This window comes from uncultured Anaerofustis sp., assembly GCF_938029165.1.
Lineage (GTDB): Bacteria > Bacillota > Clostridia > Eubacteriales > Anaerofustaceae > Anaerofustis.
On sequence record NZ_CALHFB010000037.1, the window covers coordinates 1 to 2,461 of the forward strand.

The 2,461-nt window shown below is 34.6% G+C and carries 2 protein-coding genes; one reads left to right on the top strand and one right to left on the bottom strand.

Annotated elements, in window-relative coordinates; genetic code table 11:
• Positions 1–110: 110 nt before the first annotated feature.
• Positions 111–863, bottom strand: a complete 753-nt coding sequence (locus tag Q0516_RS04615) for a MerR family transcriptional regulator (RefSeq protein ID WP_294468992.1) — start codon at positions 861–863, stop codon at positions 111–113.
• A gap of 104 nt (positions 864–967) precedes the next feature.
• Between Q0516_RS04615 and Q0516_RS04620 the strand changes: the two genes are divergently transcribed.
• Entirely contained in the window at positions 968–2,299 is a 1,332-nt protein-coding gene (locus Q0516_RS04620; RefSeq protein WP_294468994.1) for an MATE family efflux transporter, read from the top strand.
• Positions 2,300–2,461 lie beyond the last annotated feature (162 nt).

The following is a 2,461-nucleotide window of genomic DNA, read 5'->3' on the forward strand; positions in this document are numbered from 1 at the left end:
GTAAGTTAAAGATCTCTTTTGCCGAAGGCTAAGGCACCGCGCCCAGCGGGGTCCTTTCTTCCATTCTTTGGACAAGCAAAGAATGGTCGGGTTTTAAGGGCGGATAGCCCTTATATATCCCTGATTTCAATAAAAGCCTCATAGTAATCAAATTTCCCGTTATCATAATCGGTCAGCATATATCTTGCAATGAGTTTATCCGTTTGGTATCCTCTTTTTCTTAGTTCTTTCACGTGTTTGAATACATCTGTTTTTAGGCTGTAGTAATCCTGCTTTAATATGAACCTTGCATATTTATATTTTCCTTTTTCGTTTTTCCAAAGGATATTGTCTTTTTCTGTTACCTTATCCGTGATGAAACCATATTTATATATATCCTTTTTTCTGTCTATAAAGTAAACAAAATGTCCAGGAGCCGAAGAGTACTTATTTAATATTTCTCTGTTGGACATTTCAAATTCGATTATCGTTCCTATATTCTTTATTTCATCTACAATTTCATATGGATTTTCCTTTAGATAATAAAAAGTCTTTGTTTGTTCCAATCTTTCATCAATTAAATTTTTAGTTTTTTTTAAATTTTTAATTTGTTCATTTATTATTTTTTTATTATTTATGAGTATCTGTTCTATATCTTCCGTGCTTTTAAAGTTGATTTCCTTTAATTCTTTTATCGGGATATTCAGTTTTCTGTAGAATAAGATATCCAAAATTTCAAATATCGAAGAGACCGAAAATTCCCTATATTCGTTGTTGTTATTTCTGTCCAGATTTATAAGTCCTTCGCTTTCCCAGTATCTTATTGTGGACTTCGGTATACCTAAAGTCTTTGAAATAGTTCCTATATTAAATTTATCTTCCATTATTATCTCCTTTATTAAGATTATATATAAAAATCTATTGACATTCAAGTAACTTTAAGGTTTATAATCAGTAACGTCAGTTAAATAAATGAGAGGAGGAAATTATGAATAACAGTATTTCAAAAGAATTTAACTTGAGTTCCCTTATAAAATTCAGCCTGCCTACGATTATTATGATGCTATTTATGGCTCTTTATACTATCGTGGACGGAGTATTCGTATCGAGGATTGTGGGAATAAACGGACTTAGCGCAATAAATATAATTGAGCCTCTCATGAACTTGTTCTTTGGGGCAGCAATTATGTTTGGTACGGGAGGAAGTGCAATAATAGGAAGGAAGATTGGGGAGAAAAAAGACGACGAAGCCAACGGGGATCTGTCTTTGATAGTCATGACCGTTTTTATTATAAGTGCGGTGATGTCGGTGGTTTCTCTTTTATTCTTGGATAAGATAATATATTTCTTAGGAGCCAGCGATGTACTTTTCGGATATTGCTATGACTATTTGAAAATATGTCTAACCTTTATCCCTTTACTTATGTTCCAGCTCGTATTCAGCAGTTTATTTGTAACTGCGGGTAAACCTGCCCTTGGTCTTACTTTTACGATAATTGCGGGGATAACCAACATATTTTTGGATTATATATTTATGGTGCCGATGAATATGGGTATTTCCGGAGCTGCTCTTGGCACTACTATCGGATATATGATACCGTCCACGGCGGGACTTATATTTTTTATATTTAATAAAAAAGGTCTTCATTTCGGTAAGATCGATAAGAATGTAAAGGTACTTACCGAGTGTATGACAAACGGGGCTTCAGAAATGGTGGGGCATGTTTCAATGTGTATTACAAACTGGATGTTTAACGTCACCCTTATGAGGATGTTAGGTGAGCAGGGCGTTGCTGCGATTTCCCTATTATTATATGCACAGTTTTTATTCAATTCTATGTATATGGGTTTCTCAAGCGGTGTCGCTCCTATTATAAGCTATAACTTCGGAAGTGAGAATAAACGCCAGCTTCAAAGGGTATTTAAAAACAGTATGAAAATAATAATGGTATCTACCGTTACTATATTCGTGCTGTCCCTTGTATTTGCACAGGATGTGGTTTCGATATTCATTCCAAAAAACAGTGAAACATATCCACTTGCAATAAGAGCATATTTATTATTCTCGGTAACGTTCTTGTTCTCCGGTTTTAATATCTTTGCTTCGTCTATGTTTACTGCACTGTCAAACGGAAAAATATCCGCACTCATATCTTTTATGAGGACCTTTGTTTTCATTGCCGGGGCTATAATACTTCTACCGCTTATAATAGGTGTGGACGGACTATGGCTTGCTATACCTATAGCGGAAATATTGGCGCTTGTGATATCCATTACCTGCATCGTTAAGCAGAAGGATAGATATAATTATATTAATTAATGAATTAATAAGGGGCACTGCCCCTAATACCCCGTTCTATTTTGCTTGTCCGACTCGCAAATATTGCTAACGCAAATTCGCTCGTGTTATTAATTGTGTTTCACACGTCTAAAATTTACTTAAGTAAATTTTAGTAAGCCTTCTTCGAAGTCTTTTAATAGT

What these genes read in the sequence shown, in the direction of transcription:
- Q0516_RS04615 (WP_294468992.1), bottom strand. Translation starts at nt 863, where the DNA reads ATGGAAGATAAATTTAATATAGGAACTATTTCAAAGACTTTAGGTATA.
- Q0516_RS04620 (WP_294468994.1), top strand. Translation starts at nt 968, where the DNA reads ATGAATAACAGTATTTCAAAAGAATTTAACTTGAGTTCCCTTATAAAA.